Annotated in this window: 17 protein-coding genes and 1 tRNA gene; 10 read left to right on the forward strand and 8 right to left on the reverse strand. The window is 50.5% G+C overall.

The features are described 5' to 3' along the window. The first annotated feature begins 32 nt into the window (after positions 1 to 32). Genes AAGJ81_03940 through AAGJ81_03950 form a run of 3 tightly spaced genes read left to right on the forward strand, consistent with a single transcriptional unit; the run spans position 33 to position 6,161 of the window. The gene (locus AAGJ81_03940; protein ID MEM0965291.1) at positions 33 to 4,379 is read left to right on the forward strand and encodes an ankyrin repeat domain-containing protein; all 4,347 of its coding nucleotides are present in this window, start codon (positions 33 to 35) and stop codon (positions 4,377 to 4,379) included. A gap of 53 nt (positions 4,380 to 4,432) precedes the next feature. After that, positions 4,433 to 5,230 carry a hypothetical protein gene (locus AAGJ81_03945; GenBank protein ID MEM0965292.1) on the forward strand — a complete coding sequence of 266 codons (798 nt, stop codon included), beginning with the start codon at positions 4,433 to 4,435 and terminating at the stop codon, positions 5,228 to 5,230. After that, on the forward strand, positions 5,211 to 6,161 hold the full coding sequence (locus tag AAGJ81_03950) for a CsgG/HfaB family protein (GenBank protein MEM0965293.1): 951 nt from the start codon (positions 5,211 to 5,213) through the stop codon (positions 6,159 to 6,161). Before AAGJ81_03945 ends, AAGJ81_03950 begins: the two co-directional genes overlap by 20 nt. Before the next feature lie 144 nt (positions 6,162 to 6,305). Here the strand turns inward: AAGJ81_03950 and AAGJ81_03955 are convergent, their stop codons facing one another. Together AAGJ81_03955 and AAGJ81_03960 are read right to left on the reverse strand one after the other, a co-directional pair. Beyond that, positions 6,306 to 7,685, reverse strand: a complete 1,380-nt coding sequence (locus tag AAGJ81_03955) for an NAD(P)/FAD-dependent oxidoreductase (protein ID MEM0965294.1) — start codon at positions 7,683 to 7,685, stop codon at positions 6,306 to 6,308. 434 nt (positions 7,686 to 8,119) lie between these two features. Beyond that, a complete protein-coding gene (locus AAGJ81_03960) occupies positions 8,120 to 8,674 on the reverse strand; it encodes a DJ-1 family glyoxalase III (GenBank protein MEM0965295.1) in 555 nt (184 codons plus the stop codon). A gap of 110 nt (positions 8,675 to 8,784) precedes the next feature. Between AAGJ81_03960 and uvrB the strand changes: the two genes are divergently transcribed. The 5 genes from uvrB to AAGJ81_03985 all read left to right on the forward strand — a co-directional run bounded on the left by uvrB (position 8,785) and on the right by AAGJ81_03985 (position 15,149). Next, positions 8,785 to 10,830: an excinuclease ABC subunit UvrB gene (gene uvrB, locus AAGJ81_03965; protein ID MEM0965296.1), complete on the forward strand. Its 2,046-nt coding sequence runs from the start codon at positions 8,785 to 8,787 to the stop codon at positions 10,828 to 10,830. Between the two features lie 257 nt (positions 10,831 to 11,087). Then, on the forward strand, positions 11,088 to 11,579 hold the full coding sequence (locus AAGJ81_03970; protein ID MEM0965297.1) for a UvrB/UvrC motif-containing protein: 492 nt from the start codon (positions 11,088 to 11,090) through the stop codon (positions 11,577 to 11,579). Further along, a complete protein-coding gene (locus AAGJ81_03975) occupies positions 11,569 to 12,291 on the forward strand; it encodes a VTT domain-containing protein (protein ID MEM0965298.1) in 723 nt (240 codons plus the stop codon). The genes AAGJ81_03970 and AAGJ81_03975 overlap by 11 nt, the downstream gene beginning before the upstream one ends. After that, complete coding sequence (gene xseA / locus AAGJ81_03980) at positions 12,288 to 13,640, forward strand: exodeoxyribonuclease VII large subunit (protein MEM0965299.1); 1,353 nt, start codon at positions 12,288 to 12,290, stop codon at positions 13,638 to 13,640. The genes AAGJ81_03975 and xseA overlap by 4 nt, the downstream gene beginning before the upstream one ends. Positions 13,641 to 13,694: 54 nt before the next feature. Beyond that, positions 13,695 to 15,149: an NAD(P)/FAD-dependent oxidoreductase gene (locus AAGJ81_03985; protein ID MEM0965300.1), complete on the forward strand. Its 1,455-nt coding sequence runs from the start codon at positions 13,695 to 13,697 to the stop codon at positions 15,147 to 15,149. A gap of 94 nt (positions 15,150 to 15,243) precedes the next feature. On the opposite strand, the gene AAGJ81_03990 is transcribed toward AAGJ81_03985, so the two are convergent. After that, complete coding sequence (locus AAGJ81_03990; protein ID MEM0965301.1) at positions 15,244 to 16,404, reverse strand: ATP-binding protein; 1,161 nt, start codon at positions 16,402 to 16,404, stop codon at positions 15,244 to 15,246. A 159-nt stretch (positions 16,405 to 16,563) separates the two neighbouring features. On the opposite strand from AAGJ81_03990, the gene AAGJ81_03995 reads away from it, so the two are divergent. Continuing rightward, positions 16,564 to 16,637, forward strand: a tRNA-Gln gene (locus tag AAGJ81_03995). 19 nt (positions 16,638 to 16,656) lie between these two features. On the opposite strand, the gene AAGJ81_04000 is transcribed toward AAGJ81_03995, so the two are convergent. Continuing rightward, positions 16,657 to 17,535 (reverse strand): sugar phosphate nucleotidyltransferase, encoded by an 879-nt coding sequence (locus tag AAGJ81_04000; GenBank protein ID MEM0965302.1) that lies wholly within the window; start codon positions 17,533 to 17,535, stop codon positions 16,657 to 16,659. Positions 17,536 to 17,760: 225 nt separating this feature from the next. Between AAGJ81_04000 and AAGJ81_04005 the strand changes: the two genes are divergently transcribed. Continuing rightward, on the forward strand, positions 17,761 to 18,798 hold the full coding sequence (locus tag AAGJ81_04005; protein ID MEM0965303.1) for a hypothetical protein: 1,038 nt from the start codon (positions 17,761 to 17,763) through the stop codon (positions 18,796 to 18,798). Positions 18,799 to 18,923: 125 nt separating this feature from the next. On the opposite strand, the gene glyA is transcribed toward AAGJ81_04005, so the two are convergent. The 4 genes from glyA to AAGJ81_04025 all read right to left on the reverse strand — a co-directional run bounded on the left by glyA (position 18,924) and on the right by AAGJ81_04025 (position 22,683). Beyond that, on the reverse strand, positions 18,924 to 20,216 hold the full coding sequence (glyA, locus tag AAGJ81_04010) for a serine hydroxymethyltransferase (protein MEM0965304.1): 1,293 nt from the start codon (positions 20,214 to 20,216) through the stop codon (positions 18,924 to 18,926). Positions 20,217 to 20,255: 39 nt separating this feature from the next. Continuing rightward, entirely contained in the window at positions 20,256 to 20,747 is a 492-nt protein-coding gene (locus AAGJ81_04015; GenBank protein ID MEM0965305.1) for a low molecular weight protein arginine phosphatase, read from the reverse strand. Between the two features lie 103 nt (positions 20,748 to 20,850). After that, positions 20,851 to 21,537 (reverse strand): ribonuclease HII, encoded by a 687-nt coding sequence (locus AAGJ81_04020; protein MEM0965306.1) that lies wholly within the window; start codon positions 21,535 to 21,537, stop codon positions 20,851 to 20,853. 6 nt (positions 21,538 to 21,543) lie between these two features. Beyond that, positions 21,544 to 22,683, reverse strand: a complete 1,140-nt coding sequence (locus AAGJ81_04025; GenBank protein ID MEM0965307.1) for a helix-hairpin-helix domain-containing protein — start codon at positions 22,681 to 22,683, stop codon at positions 21,544 to 21,546. Between the last annotated feature and the right edge of the window lie 17 nt (positions 22,684 to 22,700).

Below are 22,700 nucleotides of genomic sequence, written 5' to 3' on the forward strand. Positions count from 1 at the left end.
AAACGACTGGTTTGAGACGAGGCCCCAAGTCCATGAAACAAATCTTTAAGCGTAGACCATCCCTTGTTCTCCTCTTCGCGATTGGAATTCTTTTTTCCGTCTACAGTGCCCACGGGAAAGAGCTTTCGGCTCGTGCTCTCATGGAAGCCTGTCGTTTAGGGGATCTGGAAACAGTAAAAGCGGAATTGGAAAAAGGCGTCGATCTAGAGGCGCAAGATGGGAGCAACTGGACTTCTCTCTTTCATGCCCTCGATGCTGGACAGGGCGAGGTAGCGCGCTTTCTCATCGACCGTGGCGCAGACTTCACCCAGATGCTCCCCTCTTACGAATATCCCTTGAATCTCGCGATTCGGGGATCAAAAAATGATACGGTTGCATACCTTATCCTGAAGGGAGCACCTCTCCATCCCGAGGAATATGAAGACAGCCGTGGAAGAAGCCCCTTGTTCTCAGCATTGGTCTGGGGTGATTCGGAGCTCCTTCAGATCCTTGAGGAAAACGGTGCCGATTGGCTGGATTGGGAACACGATGATGTGGATGCACTCTCCTTGGCGGCAAAATTTAACAACTCTGAGGCGGTCCGCTACCTTATTGATCTCGGGGCTGACGTAAATCAGCGAGCTCCTGACGGCAATTTCCCTTTGGCTCTCGCCGCCTTCGAAGGCCATCTTGCGATGGTCAAACTGCTTCTTGCGAATGGTGCCGAGATTAACGCCATAAGTCGTGGGTCGATGAACGTAGATGGAAATCGAGCAGAACCGCACACGGCCCTCGTTGGAGCAGTGCGGGACAACAATCTGGGCGTTGTTAATGTTCTCTTATCAGCCGGAGCCGATCCTGCACAGATCGACAATCTTGCGATAAAGTATGCTGATTTTGCGGGCAATCTTGCGATCTACGACCGATTGCTGGAAGCGGGTGTTCCTGAGCCCGAACCCTACAGTTTTACCAAGATCAACCGATTCGAACACATCTGGCGTCAGCAGGATGTCGCAATGGACAGCGAAGATGGAGTTGAATGGATAGACCTCTCCATCCTAAACAATCCCTCCCAGAAAACAGCAGAAGAATCCCCGGTATACAACGGTCCGCCAGTGACTGTCGCGGTCATTCCAAGTAGAGCCGAGGTTGAGTCCGCTGAAATCTTGGTGACCGCCGAATTGACCGAAGAACCGAGTTTCAAGCTTCTCGAAAGAGCTCAATTGCAGCAGGCCTTGAAAGAAATCTCTCTCCAGCGGGCCGGTTTGGTCTCAGCCGAAAGCTCAATTCAAGCAGGGCAACTATTAGGAGCTGATTGTCTGATTTTGCTTGATCAGGAGGGCGACACCCTCGAAGCGCGGATTATCTCGACCGCCACCGGATTGGTTTTGCGGGTTCTAGTTGGAGACACGGAGACAATGGGTGAATGGGTTGGCCAAATACGTCGAACTTTGACGACCAAGGCTCCGCTCCTGCACAGTGGAACCGAAGGCCTGACCTTGGTCTCGATTCCTCGAATTACTTCTATCCAAGGTGGACCAAATGCAATTGATCAGGAACGCATCCTCTCACGGGCGTTAGCCATTTACCTCGGCTCTCTTGATAACATTTTTGTGTTGGATCGCCAGAACATGCTCCAACTAGCCGGAGAAAAAATCCTTACTGAGGATGTGCGGCGCTTTTACTCCAGCGGCTGGCTGATCGATGGAGGCTTTGATCAAGTCGGTGATAACCTTTCGATTACTCTCCGTTTGCGACAACCCGAGACCAGCGAGGAGGTGGTCCTGACAGCTGGCGGGAAGGCAAGCCAGCCAAGGGAGATTTTACAATCCCTGCGAGATCAGGTCGGAGAGGCTTTGGAAATCTCAGTTACTGAATCAGAGGAAAGTGTTAACGAGGCAGAACTCTATCTTACTGAGGCCCGAAAGGCGTATCGCGTTCGCCAGTTCGAGAGTGCACAGCATGCTGCTGATGCGGCTTGGGCCTTGGGTAACGGGTTCGAGGAAGCAACAAGTCTACGACTATTGTCGCGTCTTAGGAGGCTTGGTCTTGCAGAAAATTTGATCAAAGGAAGAGCTGAGGAAATTCGCTGGGGAGGCCCGATACAAGTTATCGCCTACCGCACCCCGTTTCTGCTGGCAAGGCAGGATCCACGCGAGCTGACAGCGAGGCAGTTTATTACTCTTAGTCAGGACATCATGGACATCTACCGACCGCTAGCTGCTAGAAAAAGCGGATTTAGTGCTTTGGAAAAAGACCTCCTTATGTATTTTTCCGAGGCAATCAAAGGTGCGATTCTGCCTCTGAAATTTCTCAACACTGTTTCTGACCAAAAGTTCTATCGGAAAGAACTCGAGACTCTTCGAGAAGGAGTATTGCGGACATCTTTAGATCTTCTGGAGATCGCGGAGAAGAATCAGTATCCTCATCTTCGACAGACCATCTTAAACAGTTATCTGTTCGCGCTTCCCTATCTACTCCGAGACGAAAACGAGCTGTATTGCGAGCTTGAGGAACGAATGAACGAGGCATCTGCCATGAAAGCTCCGCTTAGTAAGCATAACACGTTTGCGGCACTCCTTAGAATTGCCGAGGAGCAAATGAATACTGTTGGTGGCCAGCCTGGAACTGCTTGGCAGCGCATGGCCCTCCGTATGATCGATAGTGACAATCCAGACGCTCGCTATCTCGGACACGCTTTAATGCGCAGAGACCGCCACGATTATCAAGGCAGAGTCGCCGATTGCGAAGCGATGGTGCCTCTCTATTTCCAGCTCGTGACTGACGACGACTCGCTCTGGGGAATTTCTGCCAACAACTTTGACCCGGAAATTAATACGGGCTTACAACTGAAAAACTCCTTCCGAGTCTACCCCGAGTACGCGATGAGTATGTGGTATCCGAGTCCATACGAACTAAGCCTCTCTCTTTCAAACAGTCACGGCCCGTATAGGATTTCATGGATGCCTCCTGGGGAAGTAAGCAGCGTTCTGTCACCGGATTATGCAAGAGCGGCCTATCAGATGAATTTGGCGAGAATACAGAGTGCTTCAAAAACCGGATCAGCGGCTGTTGATTATGGTTTTCCGCTCAATGGTATCGATCTCGACCAGTTGAAAATCTTGAAGGAACTTTCGGAGGATTCGTTAGAGCAATTGAAGATTCGTTCCGAAGACAAAGACTACATGGAGAAAACTGTCTATCGCTTTAACAGCTATGTTGTAAGGCCTATAGAGGAAGCTTACGTTAGAGCCCTACAGGATCAAAAACTTCGTTTTCTTGAGAGAGATAAATCTCCAAAGATCTACACTTCTCAGTTTCAAACACCGCTCTTCGCGCGCGAATTTTTGAACCAGAAGAACGAACGCGCGCGAAGAAGTCTTCAGGAATTCCTCTTCTTCCATGGTTCAACGTGCGTAACTTCAAGGGAACTCTGGATTTTAGATAGGAATCACGGTGTCTTTCGGTACAACGTGGAGCAAGATACGATCAGTGAAGCTATTTTTTTTCCAATTGGAAAAAGGTTAAGGGTTTCGAGCGATTTCATGGGCGAGAAGTTGTTCTCAGGTTCATTTATCGAATATCCAAACCTTTCCAGAGAGAAAGAGTCAGCTGGAATTGGTATCTTTCATCGGGGTAACGGAAAATGGGATTTTATCAATCCGGAACGAGTGGATCCCGACATCCAAAGGAGCTATGAGGGAATTCAGAATACCGTGATCATTGGCCAAGAATTGTTTTATTCTTTCCTCAACTTAGCGCCGAATGCTGCCGGAGCTCGATTTGAGGTTTTAAAGGATACAAGAACATCAAGTGGTGTCTCGCGCATAGACCTCGAATCGGGTAGAGAAATTTTGCTGGCGAGTTCAAATCGAACGCCTGCGAAAAGTCCTTTGGACAACGTTCGTCCAGATAGTTTTAATTTCTATGAAATTGGGCCAATCTCAGGGAATCTTCTACGAGTCAACAAACACGTATACAACCCGGTAACAGATGAATGGAGACGTAAGAAACGGCGTGACGAACTTGAAACCCGACAGTCGAAAGACTCTGGCTCCTTTCACAAGCTAGCCAATGAAATGCTCTTACGAAGGGCAGACTACGACCCAAAAGAAAGGGTTCTGAAAGCGCTTATTGAAGTTTACCAAGACCGGGAACGAAAGATTTCATTTGAAATTGATGTTCCGCTCGAATTGACCGGCTGGTTAGAGATCGAAATTCCGAACGAGCTCCCGGAGGCTGCTCGTTACTATGAGAAAAATCTGGATGAGCCTGACTTTTCTGTTTCGGCTGCGGGTGAAGGGTTGATTCTTTCAAACAGTCTCGGGTTTTACTTTATCCACTTCGACCAGTTATACCCGATTTTTGAAGATCGGATGAGATTTTTAATCGGTGACTAAGCTTCCTCTTTTGCATCCTTATGACTCGTTTCTTTCCACTTTTCTTCACAGCTATGAAGGGTTCTCTTCTCAATCTCGTTTTCTTGTTTTCGGCACTATCTGCAAAGGCTGATCCCGCAGAATTCTTCTCTGCCTCGTTCAACGGTCAATCCCTCGGTCAGGCTGTTTCTTTCTACGATGACGATGAGGGTGACCTGATCCTTCGCTTCGCAACAGAACAAGAGGTCGAGGTCAATCAAGTGCGGTGGAGCCTCGTTGTTGGTGATTTGGTTGCACCTTTGGGTCAACCAGTGAAACCGAATGGGATTGAATGGAAATCTCCGTTTACCGAAATTTCCGTTGAGATTTCTGCCCGAGAAATTCCAGCTCAGCAGACGCAGCTTCTCGAATTGTTCGCTGGAGGGGTTCGGATTGGTCCACCCCTTTCCATCCAAGTCTTCCCAGCCGAAGAACGGAGGTCTTTGATCAAAAGACTTTCTGAGAACCGGTTGTTTTTGGATAGTCGACTCGAATCGATCAGTGACCTATTCGACCGTTACCGTCTACGCTATCAGGACTTCATAGCGAGCCGCTCAATCAGAACAGCAAGCTCGGGTCTTACTTTTCTCCTTGAAGAGGGGGCTCCTCCTTCCGGACCAACCAGCCGGGTTTTTATCTTTGCTCCTCGTTCGACCGGCATCCCGGTTCTGAGAGTTGAGGGAAATAGAGCCCGTTTTTCTTATATGGATGCTCTTTCCTTAACCGGTAATGCAGCTATGGAAATGCTCATTTTTCAAACCGCAGTCGACTTGAACAACACCGTCCCAAACCAAAATCAACCAAACATCAGAAATGAAGAACCTCTTTTTTAATCCTCAGACCGCTATCGCCCTCGTTGGCTTCTTGGGTCTCTCTTTCTCCTTACTGGCAAATCCTGTTAGCGTTGCGGTTCTTGACTTCGAGACTGATAACGAGGTCAACGCGGAATATGGACGTGATCTTGCGACCCTGCTTGCCGTCGACCTCAGCTTTGATGACCAACTCGCAGTTGTAGAAAGAGCAGACCTCGCCAAGATCCTGAGCGAACAGGAGATTGGACTTTCCGGTGCCGTCGACCCCGCCACAGCAGCACAAATCGGCAACCTCACCGGAGCCCAAGTCATTATTATGGGGAGGATTCTGGACGTTAGCGACACAACCTATCTTGTCGCCAAGGCTTTTAGCACCGAAACATCAAGGGTCTTTGGCTCCAAATCAAAAATGCAACGCGGCGATAATCCAGACGAAATCGTAGCAACTCTAGCGAAGGATCTGACTAGCGTTATTACCGACAACCGGGAGTCTCTTGTGGTCGACTCAACCGGTTCGGATGAACTCATTTCAGAGCTTCGGGCCCTAACTGAGGGGCGCACTCTCCCAAGTGTAAACGTGTATATACCCGAAGAACATATCGGTCGTCGCATTCCCGACCCCGCAGCTCAAACCGAGCTCATAAGACTTCTCAAGGCGAGCGGATTCACGGTTCTTTCCGACCAATCCAAGAACGAGGCTGATGTTCTGATCACGGGTGAAGCGTTCAGTGAATTTGGAATGCGTTTCAGGAATCTTCTTTCTTGCACCGCACGAGTCGAGATTCAGGTCACCGATCCTAAGACGGGAGAGATCATTCTTGCTGATGCAAGGAACGGGGTCGCTCTCGACATTGCCGAGAATGTTGCTGGCAAAACCGCTCTTCAAAACGGTGCCACTTTGCTTACCCCTGAGGTGGTGAAGGCACTTGTGAACTACTCCTCAAAAAAGTGAGTGGGTACGAATGCGGAAGGCTCGTATTAAACGACCGATTACGGTACTTTCGCCTAAGGCTCTTGCGGAACGAAGCCCTGCTCTGTTGAGTCCGCAACGTTAGCGAGTTCTCTCCTTCTCGGAAGGGCAACGTGCTCTTGAAGGTCAGCCTGCCAGATCTTCCAGTGGATAGGTCCAGATCTCTGATAGGGTCGGGTGATACCAAGGTGCTTCCAGTGTTTCCTGAACGGTAGCACCCGTGCCAATAGCAACTGCCATTGAATGAATCAGTTCGCCGGCATCTTTTCCAACGCACTCGGCTCGCACGATCTTACCATCTTCTTTGTTACTGTATAGTCGCACATAACCCCGCTTAGCTTCCATTAGAATAGAGCGCCCGTGGTCGGAGAAAGGATAATCGGCAACTGCAAGAGAGTCTCCGAATTTCTTTTCGAGGTCTTTTTTTGGTGGACCAATGGATGCCACCTGAGGGTCCGTGAAGATCACTGAAAGGATCTTGTCGTAATCAACTGGCCTAGGCTCAAGACCGAGAGAATGGCGAACCGCAACCTCTGCCTGCTGAATGGCAACATGAACGAGTTCATGCGGTCCTGTGCAGTCGCCCGCAGCGTAAACGGAATCCAACGAAGTCATCTGGCATTCGTTGGTTTGAATGTGCCCACTGTCGCGAAGAACAATTCCTTGTGTTTCAAACCCGAGGCCACTTGTTCTTGGCTTGCGCCCTAGCGCATTGAACAGCGAGTCCGCCTGCACAACCTCGACACGACCGCCGAACAAGAACTGGACGGAAACTCTCTTCTCTTTGGACTCAATGTTAACGATCTTTGTGTCTGTAAAAAGATCGATACCTTCGTCGATTAGGCTTTCTTCCAAAACCGTTGCCATATCCGGCTCCACATCCGAAAGAATGTGCGGGCTCCTTTGAATCATGGTCACTTTCGTGCCGATTCTGTTGAGAAACTGAGCTAACTCGCAGGCAACAATACCACCCCCGAGGACAATTACAGATTCAGGGACCGAATCGAGCTCCAGAATATCGTCACTCGTTAGAGTCGGTGTTTCCGCCAGTCCGGGAACCCCGGGAACGGCAATCTCCGAACCCGTCGAGAGGAGAATCCGGTCTGCTCGAATGGTCTTTCCGTCATCCAATAAGATTGTCCGATCAGGCCCCAACCGACCATTCTGCCTAAAAAGGCTGAAGCGGTCAGATTCGATCTGGGACCTTCGGTAGCTCGCGAACTCCCCGATGATCTGCTTCTTCCTGTTGTGAAGTGCCTTCATGTCCACTTGTGGGTCCGGGATGTTGAGCCCGAATTTATGCCCTTCACTCGCGAGATGCAGCACGTCTGCCGCATACAAAAGCGTTTTTGAGGGCATACATCCCCGCAGGATACAGAGGCCGCCCAGCTCTTCGCTGCCATCTACGATCGCTACCTTCGGCAGGTGCTTTCTCGCCAATGCTGCAGCGTTATATCCAGCACTCCCACCGCCTAGAACAAGAAAATCAAAATGCTCAATGCTCATCCCAAACAGCGGAGGATTGACCCAATTAGAGTCTTTGGCAAGTCGGAGAGCTTTCGAGTAGGATAGGGGTGCAATTATTATTTCGCTGCTTAAATAGAACCTACTCGGGATTCGATATCGGGATCGAAATCGGGTCTCGAGAGCATTCGATAGCGATACCGATTTCGATTTCGATTCTTGCGATCATGCTTTGTGTGCAGCGCGGTTTCATAAAGCCACGGGGTAAGCTCATTAGTATTTCGGGAGGGACCACCTCCGCGTGGTCCGCGCGCTGGAGTGGTAGCCCAGCCAAAACGATTTGGACGGGACAGAACCCGTCCCTCTCCCCCCTAATACCCCGCATAAAAAATTGGACCTAGGATAGGGATTGAGACGGTCGCTCTGCCCCATACCTGTTCTTCAAATTGGCAACGGTCGGTATGGTCTAAAACCGATCAATTTTCATTTGCCGAAAAGCAGATGGAGTCAGCGATCTCGTTTCTCTTCTCCTGTCCGAGAAGGGAGCGGATTATGGTGAGTCCGAACTCCACAGCCGTTCCAGCCCCTTGAGAGGTAATCAAATTACGGTCTACGACTACAGCATCCTTACTAGCGGAAGGAAGTTCATCCAAAGTTGATGGGTGAGCAGTGAATGACCGATCAGAAAGGACCCCGGCGTCTTTCAAGATAAGCGATGCTGCACAAATAGCGGCGATCAAAAGTTCATTCTCGTGGAAAGATCGAACCAACTCCAAAATTTTAGGGTTCGTTCGCAGCTTTTGAACGGCGGGACCTCCCGGGAGAAAGAGAATTTCATAATCATTCGTGTCACAGTCTCGCAAGAGCCGTTCGGCTTGAACGCAAACTCCCGTTTTTCCCTTTACGGTGAGAACCTCTCCTACGGATACCAAATTCACTTCGACTCCCGCTCGGCGCAGAAGATCAACAGGGGTAATCGCTTCAATTTCTTCGAACCCAGATTCGAGAATCGTCATCACTTTTGTCGCCATTCTTCTTGGATATCCTCTTGAGCACTGGTGATCAAGGAGACTTCGGAAAACGATGTGGAAGTGGTCCGGAGCCGATTGACCATAGTCGCAAATCAAGCATGATCCTGGTGATGGAAAACTTCCGCCTACATTCCGACTACGAGCCAACTGGAGATCAGCCAGTCGCTATCGGAAAGCTGGAAGAATCCATCCGAAAGGGGAATCGCTATCAGACTTTGGTGGGGGTGACGGGATCTGGAAAAACCTTCACGATGGCGAATCTTATCCAGCGGCTGAATCGGCCGACCCTTGTGATTTCGCACAACAAAACCCTCGCTGCTCAGCTCTACTCGGAGTTTAAGGGTTTTTTTCCGGAAAACGCGGTCGAATATTTTGTGAGCTATTACGATTACTATCAACCGGAGGCTTACGTTCCACAGACCGACACCTACATTGAAAAAGACTCGTCGATCAACGAGGATATTGAAAGGCTCCGGATCTCGACTACGAGTGCTCTTCTAAGCCGTCGAGATGTGGTTGTCGTTGCCAGTGTATCCTGTATCTACGGCCTCGGAAGTCCGGAAGATTTCAGGGAGATGATGATAGAAATCAGAACCGGAGATGAGCTGGGGCGCGATGCATTTCTTGAGCGGCTCGTCGAGAACCTTTACGAGCGGAATGACATTGAACTGACCCGAGGAAAGTTCCGTGCGAGGGGAGAGATTGTCGACGTTTTTCCTGCCTATCTCGAGAGTGCGATCAGGGTCGAATTTTGGGGCGACGAGGTGGAATCGGTTCGTCCGCTGGATCCTTTGACAGGAGAAACGGGTGAACCCTACGGCTATTTTTACCTGTATCCTGCAAATCAATACATCACGCCCCGCAACAAACTGAAAGATGCAGTAAAGGGAATACGGGAAGAGCTGGATGACCGGGTGGATGAATTTGAGAAGGAGCAGCGACTTCTTGAGGCACAGCGTGTCAGGATGCGGACTGAGTATGATTTGGAAATGCTGGAGGAGATTGGGTTTTGCAGTGGAATCGAGAATTACTCCCGCCACCTGAGTGGCCGAAAACCGGGAGAAAGGCCTTTTTGCCTCATCGACTTCTTTCCGGATGATTTTCTTCTGATCCTGGACGAGAGTCACGTGACCATGCCTCAAATTGGTGCCATGTATAACGGTGACCGCTCGAGAAAAAGCCGGCTCGTTGATTTTGGATTTAGGTTGCCCTCTGCTCTCGATAATCGGCCGTTGCAGCCAGAGGAGTTCAGGAATGTGACCGGACAAACTCTCTTTGTTTCAGCTACTCCGGCATCCTACGAACTTGAAGTATCCGAAGTGATCGCAGAGCAGGTGATTCGCCCTACCGGACTGGTGGATCCGATCATGGAAATCCGTCCACTCAAGGGACAGGTAGAAGATACGATGGCAGAGATCCGCAAAACCAAAGAGGCTGGAGACCGGACTCTGGTGACAACTCTCACCAAGCGAATGTCTGAGGACATTGCCTCGTTCATAGCGGAGGATGGAATCGCTGTAGAATACCTTCACTCTGATATTGATGCGATTGAGCGAGTGGAGATTCTCCGACGTCTACGAGCAGGAGATTTTGACGTTCTTGTGGGAGTCAACCTTCTACGGGAAGGCTTGGACCTACCGGAGGTGGCGTTGGTCGTGATTCTGGATGCGGACAAGGAGGGTTTTCTTAGAAGCGAAACCAGCTTAATCCAGACTGCCGGGAGGGCGGCTAGGCATGAGAAAGGGCGTGTCATTCTCTATGCCGATGCTCTTACAGGTTCTCTGGAGAGGGCGGTAGAGGTGACCCGGTATCGACGGGAGAAGCAATTGGCCCACAATAAAGAGCATAACATCACGCCCAAGGGCGTTCGCCGAAACGATCAGTCCAGTCTTTTGCGGAACGGCGGGACTACAAAGGATGAATCCTTCGCGCTGGCGGTTGGCGAAGGGAGCGATGATCGGGAAGTTGCTGCAGTAATTGCTGAGCTGGAGGAAGATATGAATCAAGCCTCACTCGATCTCGAATTTGAGAGAGCGGCCGTTTTGAGAGACCAGATCAAGGCTCTGAGGGAGGGAGAGGTGAGTTTATCGGATGGCCCAACCAGGAGAGGCGGCTTGAAAAAGCGGAGGAAGAAATACCGAAAACACCGTCGATGAGTCCTTTCAAAAGGATAAAAAGAAGGGGCGCGGTCTACCCCAAAACCGCGCCCCTATTAGCTTTCTGCTTTATTGTTACCCCAATCTCTCTTTACGAGAGAAAGTTTGTTATGACGGAGAGAAAAGTGTTCTTAGGGTCAGTTTGCAAGTGAAAATTTAAAAAATTGTGATTTTTCCAGTATTTTCCCGGATTCGGCTCTTTTTTAGCTGCTTAGAGTCGATTGACAGGCTTCATCAGATCGACGAAATTGCAGGCTGTGGCGGATAATACTACAGAATCATCAAATCTCCCGAAGATCTACCTGACGAAAATCATTGGCGGAAAAGTCTTTTCCTCCACTTTGGAGAAGAGCGACCCTGGTGCTTCGGTCCTCAAGGATTCTGGTTATTCTTTGATCCCTGATGGTGAAAGTTTGGGCCGGGTGAAAAATCGCATATCGATCGAGTGCCCCGATTGCGGTTGTTCCAAGGAAAAGTTTGAGGAAACAGGACGTTTTGGCTGTCCTGGGTGTTACGCCGCTTTCGGACCGTTTCTTCCGGGTCTCCTGCGAAAAATGCACAAAGGGGAAAGACACGTGGGAAAGGTTCCTTCCGGACTACTGACCGACGAGCTTATGAGGGAGCGGATCGATTTACTTTCGTCTGAACTCAATCAGGCCATAAAGACCGAGGATTTTGAGGAAGCCGCCCGTTTGAGGGACGAGATCCGGTTGTTGAAGGAGAGTCTCCCGGTTTCTGGTGAATCGTAAGCTGAGAACGGCCGCATTGCTGGCGGCGGCTCTCGTTTGTGCGATCGGGCTAGTTCTGCTCCTACTGCCTTCTGCGGCGGTCGACGGTGCTTTAACGGTCCTAGAGGATTTGTCGGACAAGCTGGGAGAACATCCGGTCATCCTTTACGGGGCTATGGTTGTTTTGCCGGCCTTTTTTGTTCCTCAAAGTCCGATGCTCGTCCTAGCAGGGCTGGTCTACGCTGAGCCAATGGGAGAGGTGATGGGTGCGCTCGTCGCTTCCAGTGCTGTAGCCTTGAATATTTTGTGGTGTTACTTTCTCACGGTTGGGCCCCTCCATCGTGTGGCGAATTTCTTTCTCTCCAAATTCGGATTCTCTCTACCGAAGATTCCCTCGCAAGATCACTTAAAGTTTTCGTTTTTAGTCCGAGTGACTCCCGTCCTGCCGTTATGCATCCAAAACTATACTCTGGGGCTGTTGCGGGTCCCTCTTCGTTACTACCTGATCGCCAGTTGGACGACGCAGGTTCCTATTGCCTTTGGAATCGCATTTACCGCAGGAGCGATTCTTGAAGGAAACTTCGTGATCATTCTGATAGCAGTCTTTGTCCTTCTTCTCTTCCTTTTTGGCGTTAAGTGGCTTCGAAGGAAATTGCAGACTGATCCTGACCTGGTTGAGGTTTCTAAAGAATTCGCGGCCGAAGGAGGGTCGGACTCTTTACCGTCCGAATGATGATGGGACCGGAGAACGCTATCTCGGTTTCAGACCTGAACCGGCAAATTAAAGAGGTGGTGGAGAGGAGTTTTCCTACAGTCTGGGTGAGGGGAGAAATTTCGAATCTTAGGCGGCAACCGAGCGGACACTGTTATTTCTCCCTCAAAGATGAGGGTGGCCAGATCTCATCGGTTCTTTTCCGGGGCAACGCTCTTCGGGTCGAGTGTGAACCTGCCGACGGAAAGCAGGTGGTAGCGTTCGGCGAGGTTTCTGTTTACGAGCCCCGAGGTTCTTATCAGGTCATCGTGCGAGAACTTTTGGAGGATGGAGTTGGTCGTCTACAGCGGGAATTTGAAGCACTCAAGGAAAGACTGCGAAAGGAGGGACTTTTTGAAGAAGCACGAAAGAAATCCCTTCCGGAATATCCTCTGACTGTAGGCGTGATCACCTCTCCAAGTGGCGCGGCGATCCGTGATATGATCAGCGTTTTCGAGCGAATGGAATGGAGAGGGAACCTTCGCATCTTTCCTTCCGCGGTCCAAGGCAATGCCGCCATTCCAAAACTGATTCGCCAAATCGAGAGGGCAGGTTCCATGGAGGAACTCGATCTTTTGGTCTTAGCTAGAGGCGGGGGTAGTCTTGAGGACCTTTGGTGTTTCAATGACGAGAAGATCGCTAGGGCTCTGGCGGCTTGTCCTGTCGCTACTATTTCCGCAATCGGGCACGAAACTGATGTGGTACTGACCGACTTTGTCGCCGATCTGCGTCGGGAAACTCCCACTGGAGCCGCAGAATGGATTAGTAGCTTGATTTCCGTTTTCAATCGTCGTTTGAGCCAGTCTGGTCAACTGCTTCTTCGCGCGACACGGCATTCCATCCAGAAGCGGACTACAGCGGTCGGCCAAATAGAGGAGCGGCTTAGTCTGAGACCCCTGGTCAGGCGATTGGAATCCAACAGCCAGCGGCTTGATGATTTTCGGGACCGATTGGTGCGAGCAGTTGACGGGAAGTTGCAGTATTCCTGGGTGTCTTTGGCGCAGGCTCGAAAGCAGCTTGCCATTTATGATCCAACTAAGATTTTGGGAGTGCGGCAGAAAGAGAAAGAGGAGATTCAGCGCCGTTTAAAGCTCATCGTTCAGCGCCGATTTGAGTCCAAAAAGGAAGCGTTGTCCGTGCAGCTCAGGTCACTGCGAAGCGGTGGTTTGGCCCATAACCTGAAGAGAGGCTTCGTGATCGTGCGGGACTCTTCTGGAAAACCGATCACCAGAAGCGAGCATTGTCGGAGTGAGCGACAGGTTTCCCTTCAGTTTCATGATGGGACCATCGGTGCCACCGTCGAAGGGGATGGAGGAAGAGGAACTGATTGATGGACTCCTTCTTCCACACTTGCGCTGTCACGGTTTGATAGTTGGTTTTCTTGGATGCCTCTGGATCGGTTAAAAGGAATTAAGGACGAATACGATGTCATCGTGATCGGCAGCGGACTTGGCGGTTTGACTGCCGCTAACACACTGGCGAAGGCTGGGCATTCGGTTTTAGTCTTGGAGCATCATTACCAGCTGGGTGGCCTCGCTACTTGGTTTAAACGTCCCAGAGGTCACATCTTCGACATTTCGCTTCATGGCTTTCCTCACGGGATGCTGAAGTCCTGCCGTAAATATTGGACCAAGGAGATCGCGGATTCGATCGTCCAGCTAAGGGACGTGAGGTTTATTAATCCCCAGTTTGACGTCTGGACAACGTTTGCCCGGGACGACTTCAGTCGAATTCTGGAAGAGGAGTTCAAGATTTCCCGATCTACGGTTGAGGCTTTCTTTGAGCACCTGAGGGCGATGAACTTTTATGATCAGGACAATCGGACTACCGGCGAGTTGTTTGAGGAATTTTTCCCAGGGCGTTCAGATGTAAAACGTTTGCTGATGGAACCGATTGCCTATGCGAACGGTTCTTCGGAAGAAGATCCGGCGATTACTTTTGGAATCGTTTTCTCGAATTTCATGAGTAAAGGGGTGTTTACCTTTCAAGGTGGCACCGACGTTCTTGTTGGAAAGATGGAAGAGGAGCTTAAGGCCAATGGCGTTGATATTCGGAAGAAGGTTTTAGTTGAGAAAATTGAAGTAGAGGAAGTAGCCGGGAAGCCTGTTGTCAGGGGTGTGACTGCAAACGGTAGATTCATTCCAGCAAAAGCCGTTGTTTCCAATGCCAACGTCAAGAACACCACGCTGCGTTTGGTGGGGGATGAGTATCTGGATGACGAATACGCGGATGCGGTTCGCGGAGTCCGGGTCAACACGAGTTCCTGTCAGGTCTACATGGGCTTACGGAAGGGCGAATCTATTGAGAACATCGGGGACCTTGTTTTCACCTCCGAAGCTGAAAAGTTTTCGAGCGATGAACTGACGGATATCAACACGACTAGTCGGACTTTCTCAGTCTATTATCCGGACATGCGTCCACATTTGGATCCTCCTCGCTATTCGGTGGTTGCCTCTCTCAATGCAAAGTGGTCGGATTGGTCAGATCTCGACGAGAAAGCCTACCAAATCGAGAAGGACCGTTTGTGCGAGGAGTCCATCCTGTCTTTGGAAAAGTATCTTCCGGGAATCCGGGATAAGCTGGACCATGTGGAGGCGGCAACCCCTCGAACCGTGAACCATTACACCCGACATATCGGAGGCACCTCCTTTGGCACAAAATTTGAAGGACTTCAGGTATCAATGGACCTCCCTGAGAAAGTGCCTGGCCTGTATCATGCCGGAAGCGTCGGAATCATCATGTCCGGTTGGCTCGGAACCATCAATTACGGGGTGATCGTGTCGAGTAAGGTCGATCGATTCTTGGGAAGTAACTCAAAACCTGCAGTCGTGGCTAAATAGCGTAAAAGGCTTTGATCGAAGTTTCGCGCTGCTTACAAGATCAAGGACGAATTTTTCAAGCGATTTAGACTACAGAGCCGATTCAGCAGCAATCTTATGGGAGTGATCCAATGTCTTTAAAATGGATCGCTTCAATGGACTCACTGAGTTGATGGGCCTTGCCTGAGTAGATTAAGTAGCTTGAACAGACTTTGTCTGTGAGATCCTTAAATCTACTGATTCCTTTGAGGTGCTCTATTTTGAATGTAGCTGCAGCTTTGATCTCGATTGCCTGAAGGGATCGGCCTAATTGAATTAAGAGATCGACTTCATTGCCATTGCTATCTCTGAAGTAGTAAAGCCCGGCTACCCGGCCTTTGTTGTAATGGTTTTTCAGATAATCAATGACAGCCATGTTCTCAAAGATTTGGCCAACCAACGGGTCGCGTGTCACCTGTTGGGGCTCGCGTATGCCTAATAGGTAGCAGAGCAAGCCAACATCCGTAAAAAAATACTTCGGACTTTTGATTATCCGTTTCCCGAAGTTCTCAAAGTACGGCGGTAGCTTAAAGAGGATGAACGAAGCTTCGAGGATAGAGGTCCAGTTCCGTATTGTCTTTGCATCGACACCCACATCGTTGGCCAGGGAGCTGTAGTCAAAGATCTGACCCGTTCTTCCAGCAAGTAACTTTAGTGTTTTTTCAAAGAGGCTGGCATCCTTGAGATTGATCAGCTGACGGACGTCACGTTCGACATAAGTCTGATAGTAGTTCGCGTAGGCTGTGCTCGGTCGCTGTTTTTTCTCATAAATGCGCGGCATAAAGCCAGTGAAACAGTAGTCTTCGAAGCGTTCGAATTCGATTCCATCACTGCGTAGTTCATTGATAGAAAAAGGCAGTAGATTCAGGATGGCGGTTCGACCGGCAAGTGACTGCGAAATCGCCTCCCGCAGGCTGAGTTGATGTGAACCCGTAAGAACGAAACGGCCATTTTCCGATACGGAATCGACTTCAACTTGAATGTAACTCAGTAACTCTGGAGCACGCTGGATTTCGTCAATAATGACTTTCTCTGAAAATTGCTTCAGATAGGCTTTAGGGTCGTTTCGAGCGATTTCACGGGTTTCTGGGTCTTCCAAATTAGAATATGGGTAATCTTCGAGTGCTGTTCTAACCAGAGTAGTCTTTCCCGCCTGTCGTGGCCCAAGAACGGTTACTACAGGATACTCTTCGAGCACCCTTCGCAGTTCCTCTTCTATTTGCCGCCGAATCAGCATAAGTATACATTATTTATGTAAAACAGGAATTCAAGTCATAATTTGAATAATTCAAAGTTTTGATACTGTTTGTCGCTTCGATAGTCTTTCGCGTAGCTAGTAAGCGGATTGCCGGCTTGACCCTACAACCAAAAGTGAGTCTCGTTGGGGTTGAGCTGCAGGCCCGTGGTGTAATGGTAGCACCGCAGTTTTTGGTACTGCTTGTCGGGGTTCGAATCCCTGCGGGCCTGCCACTCATGAAGCCGTCTGGTCCTACCGTTCAGTCAATCGGCGAAGGTGTATTTGGACTCGCTCCTTGTCTTCTGGATAGGTTACGCCGAACCATTGACTATTACTTTCAAGGACAGGGCATTGAACCAGGCCTGAACGGATCCAACGATCCACAGCTTCTGGCAGATACCATTCCGATTTGGGGTCCTTCGATCTTTCGGTTAGAAAATCCTTAAAATCCTGCTCAAGGAGTGGGAACACAGCCGGGGTGAATCCCCAAAAATTCAGGGAGACAGAAGCGTTTTCATCCAGTTCTATTCGCGGTTGATGGGGTGGGGTTCCCCGGAGAATTTGGTCCTCGTCCCGACTGATTTCTTCGAACTCCTCAATTCGTTGAAGAAGATGATGTTCAACGGAGCAAATCCCACGATTGACGACCCCAAAGTCTGAGAGAGTGTTGCCGAGAGGGTAGGAGACCATCGCGGCTGCGATCTGGCCGGGATCTTGTTCGATGAGCCAGTCGGCGAGCGTCTGGTAGGCTTCCCTCCCGTAAAAATCATCAGCGTTGATCACGGCGAAAGGCTCATTGATGAGGGAGCGCGCGGCTCGGACCGCATGGGCCGTTCCCCATGGCTTCACCCGGTCCTTCGGGACGGAAAAATCAGGGGGAAGATCGCCTAGATCCTGGAACACATATTCAACCTCTACCTGAGAGAGAAAACGATCTCCGACAACTTCGCGGAAAGCCGATTCAATGTCCCTTCGGATAACAAAGACAACTTTGCGGAAACCAGCGGCTGAGGCGTCGGTTACGGAATAGTCGAGCATGATCTCGCCACTGGGACCCATTGCGTCGATTTGTTTGAGTCCACCATAGCGGCTTCCCATTCCAGCCGCGAGAATGACAAGAGTCGGTTTCACTTCCGAAGGCTCCGCGATGACCAGCTTGGAGGCAAGCCTATGGTCGATCGACGGGGTTTTATTCCCCCCTGAGGTCGTTTCGTTTCTGGTTCTGGCCTTTCGTAATGAGGGTTGGTCCGCAATACTGGTGTTTGAGTTTTTGATCCCATCTGGGATCTTTTCTCTTTGCTCCTAAGTGATACTAGTGAGAACAGTGGGGGTGCTCCTTCAATGACAGTTGGATAGATGAAACCAAAAACACTCTTGCAGGCTCTCTTTGTAGGGCTTTTCGCGATTGCCAACTCCTCTGTCTCTGAGTCGACAGAATTGCCAGATAGTGGTCAGTCAGCGACTGAGGTTTCAATTGCAGTAACACTTCTCGACCTTCTGGAAGTCAATGAACCAAGCCAAAGCTTTCGGGCTCGTGGTTTTCTTTCGCTTCGTTGGATCGATCCGGATATCCGTCTGGAGAATGTGGATCAGCCGGTGGAGCAGACGCTTTTGGGTTCACAAGCTCTGGCAAAATTGGAGAACATTTGGTGGCCTCAAGTTGAATTCATTAATGCGATTGGCGCGCGGACAGTGGAGAATCGAGAGCTGATTCTCAAGACTTCCGGAGAGAGAGAATACCGGGAGATCTTTGATGCGAGCTTCCAGAGCAGTTACGACCTTCGTAAATTTCCACGGGATTCCCAGCAATTGAAGATTGCAATCGAATCGTTCGCCCACCCAGAGGACCAGCTAGTTTGGGCCATCAATCGGGAACAGAGTGTGGTGGATGCTGCAGTAATAGATCATGTTGTCGAGTGGGAGGTAGTCGACCATTCCGCGGAGGTATTACACCGGAAGGAAGTCCGAGAAGAAACGGTTTTCTCTGAAGCAGTCTTCACGTATGACGTGGAACGAAAGATGTTTTTCTACTTCACCCGGATTTTCCTACCTTTTTCGTTTTTTCTTCTTCTTTCGACCTGTGTGTTCTGGATGGAGAATGACGCGTTGGATCGCCGGGTTAGTATCGTTTTCTCAGCAAATCTGACGGCGGTCGCCTTTAGTTTTTTCGTCTCGAGACAACTCCCAAGAGTTCCTTACCTGACCTTGATGGATCAGTTGATCATCTCCGGTTACCTGATGACAGGAATTTGCGTCGCCACCGTCATTGCTTTCGAAAGGGCCAAGATCAATGGGAACGAAAGGCTTTGGAAGTCAGGGAATTTTTTGGCGCGGTTTCTAATGCCGAGCCTTTACGTAATCGTTTGGGCTTCGATTTTAGTGGTCAGTTTGTAAGGACGGCCCGTTTTCATGTTTGCTCGTTAAAGCGCAGCTACAGCCTCTCAGCACGATTCAGGGGTAAAGGAAATTGCACCCGACCTTGCACCGAGCGTCTTGTATTTGGCTAAAATCGCTCCCGGTCAGGACGATCCGCCGTAGGGCAGCGGAAAGCGGCTGCAAAGTTCCAGAGCAATCTCTTTGGCCTCCCTGACCGCGTCGCTGCTGTCAGGTGCTCGGAGGACTGTGTCGATCGCGCCCCCGATCGCTATCATTTCCTCTTCACCCATTCCTCGACTGGTCACGGCAGGTGTCCCCAGCCGTAGCCCGCTGGTCTGAAAAGGACTCCGAGTCTCACCGGGAACCGTATTTCGGTTGGTGGTGATGTTGGCCTCGTCCAAACGGTTTTGAGCAATCTTTCCCGTTAGTTCCGGGTCGGTCCCTCTCAGGTCGATCAGGCAAAGGTGATTGTCCGTTCCGCCGCTCACGAGAGTATGCCCATTATCCGCCAGAAAGGCCGCAAGAGTTTTAGCGTTTGCTTTCACCTCCGCTTGATAAGCCTTGAATTCGTCTTTCATGGCTTCGCCAAAGCAGACCGCCTTCGCCGCGATCACGTGCATGAGCGGTCCGCCTTGAGTACCTGGAAAAACAGCCGAGTCGATTTTCTTTGCCCATTCTTCTTTGCAGAGAATGAGACCCCCCCGCGGTCCACGCAGTGTTTTGTGAGTCGTGGTCGTCACGAAATCTGCGTGGGGGACTGGGGATGGATGTTCCCCCGCAGCCACAAGACCTGCGATGTGCGCGATGTCGGCAAGAAGCAACGCTCCGTTCTCCCTTGCGATTTCTCCCATCCGGCCAAAATCGATTTCGCGCGCATAGGCAGAGGCACCCACGGTGATCATTTTTGGCTGAAACTCCTTCGCGCGAGCAGCTACCTTATCATAGTCTATGCGACCGGTCTCCGGCTCTACACCATAGTTTTCGACGGTATAAAGCTTTCCACTGAAGTTCATAGGATGACCATGGGTAAGGTGCCCACCGTCTGAGAGGTTCATCGTTAAGATCCGATCTCCAGCGTCGAGGGAAGCCAAATAGACCGCTGCATTCGCCTGACTACCCGCATGGGGCTGCACATTTGCATGATCCGCTCCAAACAGTTTCTTGGCTCTTTCGATAGCGAAGGTCTCCGCGCGGTCCACCACATCGCAACCGCCGTAGTAGCGCCTTCCGGGATAGCCCTCCGCGTATTTGTTCGTGAGAACGCTTCCGGTCGCCTCGATTACCGCCGGCAGAGTAAAGTTTTCTGATGCAATTAGCTCAATGTGGCACTGTTGCCGCTCACGTTCCTCTACGAGGACGTGGTAAAGCTCTGGGTCCAGGTTTGCCAGCGACTCAGACGATAGAGTGGGAATAGAAGTGTCGGTATCTCTGCTCATTTAGTTAAAAAAACGACTATGCGGGGAGACGTGGAATTTTCAACCTCCTCTTTGTGGGAAGACCTCTTGGTAAAGAAAGCGAAGCATACCGGGAATGGCATCCAGCAAACTATCGCGACACTTCACATATTCGTCGAGGTCTCCTCCGAACGGGTCGGGAACTTCCTTACTTCCAGACGAGGCATACTCGCGAAAGAGGCGTAGTTGGCCGTTGTGAGTGGGAAAAAGAGCCTCTATCATGCGGAGGTGCGCGGAAGTCATACAAAAGACAGCTGCAGATTGGGTGATTTGCTCGGGGGTCAATTGAGAGCTCTTGTGCTTAGAGAGGTCGATTCCTACCTTTTTCATGGCGATAATCGAGTTCTCCGAGGCTTTCGTTCCAGGCTGAGAAGCGATGCCAGCTGAGTCTACCCGGAAGGGCGGCTTGTTGTCCTCACCATCAAGTGCGTGGCGGAGAAGCCCGGCGGCCATTGGACTACGGCAAGTGTTCGCAGTGCAAACAACAGTAATAATGGATGGCTCCTCCGTCACTTGCGGGAGAAAAACCCAGAAACTTCAGGCCGTCAACTGGAGAGCGGTTCGATTGGATTTGTTCCTTCCAACTGATACGCGGTTCGAAGTGCGGCACCGTTGGTCACTGCTCTTGAAGAATCTTTCTTAGAAAGAGTCTTCTGTGCTGCGGGGATGGTCCGTGTTCCAGCAGGGCTCGGCGATGCACTGCGGTTCCATATCCTTTGTTCCGCTCCCACCCGTACTGAGGGTAAGACTTGCTGGCCTGAGACATCCAGCGGTCCCGTCCAACTTTTGCAACTACAGAGGCTAAAGCGATGGCTAGTGATCGGCTATCACCTTTGACGAGTGCTTCATGAGAAAAAGGGAACTTTTTCAGCGGTCGTCCATCAACAAGAATGGATGGGTAGGTATGAGCGGTTCTTTCGAACAGAGATTGCTCTTCGGCTTGAAGTGGAACCGAGAGCGCTTTGAGGGCTTTGCTCATTGCTAGTGTAGTTGCTCCAAGAATGTTGTGCTCTTCTATCTCAGCGACAGTGGAGACTCCCACCGATGAGAGAATTCCCAGAGATGCTCCTTGATTCGATAAATAGTCGCGAGCGACTCCCCGCTCTTTCTCAGAGAGCTTTTTTGAATCGTCGACGTGTGGAGCGGCAAGTGCCGTCCACGGCATGGAAAAGAGTGATTCGGGTAGGTAGACGGCCGCAGCAAACACCGGGCCGGCCAAGCAACCTCGGCCCGCTTCATCGACGCCGATTAACCCTCCACCCGTCCTCTTCCAAGAAAGATCGTGTTGCCATAGAATCTCCATTCCGACCTATGGATAGATCACGAGGATCAGCTCGCCTTCGTAGTCCCGCAGCCAGGCACGAATCTCGAGTGGTGTTGCCGACTGAGAAAATCTTTGCACCGCAAATTTCATATTCTGTGTGGGGGCAAAAAGGCGCATCTTACCCCCTCTCGTTCCTTCGCCGATTGTATAGGCATCTGCTACTGAAAATCCTTCCGGTGCCGCATCTTTTAGGGGATCCAGTCGCTCGACCTGAACCCGGATCGAAGAATCCAAATAGAATCGTGCGTTTTCGCGAAGGTAATTTGCCGTGTTGGGGATGAGCGGGGGTGGAATTACGATGACTAAGGGCCTAAGATCCTCGATGGTGCCAAACGAGATCCCTGAGACATACTCAAGCTCTTCGAGGCTAAAGAAGGGACGCATCGATATGATCCTTGAAGCGAGAACAGGTCCTATTCTTGGTAAGGCTTCAAGAGCGTCCTGATCAGCAGAATTGATGTCAACCAACCCGTTCGGATTCGTGAGATCTCGATCCTCACCTATCGCTGGTTTTGCTTGTTCAGACCATCCACCAACTCCTCTTCGTTTGGCTTGTCGTTCCATTTCCTCCAATTCAGAACGGTATTCCCAAACGGTTCCGCTGAGACCGGGCCATGGCGTATCCGGCACAAAACCGGAAGCTCGCGCCAGACCTCGCTGAACCAGTTCTTCAGCAAGGTTTTTCCCATCTTTCTCAACGATTGCACGATAGCGTGTGGTGGCCCCCCAGCCGTCGCTCCAATCGGTGTAAACCGTAAATGATCCAGAAAGGAAATCCTGTACGAAATCAGCCGCTTCTTCTCCCAATTCCATAGCCTTTCTGGATGAAATTGAAAAGTAGCGGGCCTGTCCCTGCACTCGTTCCGGATAGCGATCATTTGTCTCCGGAGTATCTACGTAAAAGAGCCGGAAGGTATACTCTTCCCCGTCGTAGCGCACCCGGAAAGAGTCTCCATCAGCGAAAGAACCTCGATCCAAGCGGACCCCTTCCAAGGTTTCCCAATCCGCAGCAGAGGCCACGCAAGGAAGTAGTGAAAGAAACAGTCCTGCAAATGCTGAACGAAGGACCGTGGTCAGGACCGATGAGAGACGCCTATGAAGTTGAATGGCCAAATCGAAATCCAAATCGCTTTCGAAATCGA

The sequence above is a fragment of the Verrucomicrobiota bacterium genome, assembly GCA_038744685.1.
GTDB lineage: Bacteria > Verrucomicrobiota > Verrucomicrobiia > Opitutales > Puniceicoccaceae > Puniceicoccus.